We start from the raw sequence: 1,014 nt of genomic DNA, 5'->3' as shown, positions 1-1,014 counted from the left end.
TTCCTCCAATAATTAAATTTGTTATTTATATAGCTTATAAGTTCCAGTTGTAAATCTTTCTAATTTGTTTATCGCTAAATCCTTCATGGACAGCGAAGATTTCTGGAAAATCCGAGAGACACAAATCAATAATTGTATTATCAGTTGTTCTTATATAGTAATATTGAACAGCTCCCTGATAATCTGAATATAAATAGTACTTACGAATCTTATAATTTAATCCATTTTTCTCTAATACCTCATAAAGCTTATTTTTAGTTTCATCCATTACGTCAAAAATAGTTAACTGTTCCATCATTAACAGCTCCTCATTGCGTAAATTTACTAAACTAACTCTAAGAACAAGGTTGTTTCATTATGCTCATTGGTATGCACATTAAACTGTTTTCCCGTAGCTTCTAATGCACTAAAAAGCATTCTTTTATATCCTTGATCCATAAAATCTACACTGATTTGACCATGATTCATAATAAATTGAAGATCAGCCATCATTTTTTTCATTTTCCGTTCCATATAATAACCTCCTCAATAAAGTTATATAACTTATATAACCATTCTATTACTCATTTTTTCAGTTGTCAATATAAGTTATATAACTTATAATTATTTTTAAAGAGGAGGTTGTAATATGGCGGTTAATAAAGACAAGTACACTCAAATTTTAGTTACTTTTACAAAAGAACAAGTAGAACAAATAGAAAATTATTGGCATGAAAATAAGCTGAAGAACCGAAATGAAGCAATTCGTCAGATCGTAGACAAAGGGTTAAGTCGTAAATAATGGCTACCCTTTTTATTTTTCCTAAAAAACCTAAAAACGCATTTAAATTCCCTCTCTCCCTTTACATGCGTTTTTATAACGAATAAGACTTATTATATTAATAAACCCACCAAAAACTCATACAATCAAATCTGAAGAGTCGTTTTTTCAGTTGAACTGATTTTTTTCATGTATTCTTAAAAAAATGAAAAAAGAGCCGGATTTTCATCCCAGCTCATTTATTAATTGGCTCT

General features: G+C 28.9%; 3 protein-coding genes. 1 reads left to right on the top strand and 2 read right to left on the bottom strand.

Going from position 1 to position 1,014, the window contains the following annotated elements; all coding sequences use genetic code 11:
* Window positions 1–34: 34 nt before the first annotated feature.
* Complete coding sequence (locus tag CN409_RS30840) at window positions 35–298, bottom strand: hypothetical protein (protein WP_031312452.1); 264 nt, start codon at window positions 296–298, stop codon at window positions 35–37.
* 26 nt (window positions 299–324) lie between these two features.
* On the bottom strand, window positions 325–513 hold the full coding sequence (locus tag CN409_RS30835; protein WP_074596400.1) for a hypothetical protein: 189 nt from the start codon (window positions 511–513) through the stop codon (window positions 325–327).
* Window positions 514–628: 115 nt separating this feature from the next.
* Here CN409_RS30835 and CN409_RS32140 point away from each other — a divergent pair, with 115 nt between their 5' ends.
* Window positions 629–781, top strand: coding sequence for a ribbon-helix-helix domain-containing protein (locus CN409_RS32140; protein WP_000290205.1), 153 nt, complete (start codon window positions 629–631; stop codon window positions 779–781).
* Window positions 782–1,014: the final 233 nt, after the last annotated feature.

It is taken from the genome of Bacillus sp. AFS012607, from assembly GCF_002558005.1.
GTDB lineage: Bacteria > Bacillota > Bacilli > Bacillales > Bacillaceae_G > Bacillus_A > Bacillus_A thuringiensis_S.
The sequence above is the reverse complement of the archived record's forward strand: the minus strand, read 5'-3'. Positions and strand labels throughout refer to the sequence as shown.

What these genes read in the sequence shown, in the direction of transcription:
- CN409_RS30840 (WP_031312452.1), bottom strand. Translation starts at nt 298, where the DNA reads ATGATGGAACAGTTAACTATTTTTGACGTAATGGATGAAACTAAAAAT.
- CN409_RS32140 (WP_000290205.1), top strand. Translation starts at nt 629, where the DNA reads ATGGCGGTTAATAAAGACAAGTACACTCAAATTTTAGTTACTTTTACA.
- CN409_RS30835 (WP_074596400.1), bottom strand. Translation starts at nt 513, where the DNA reads ATGGAACGGAAAATGAAAAAAATGATGGCTGATCTTCAATTTATTATG.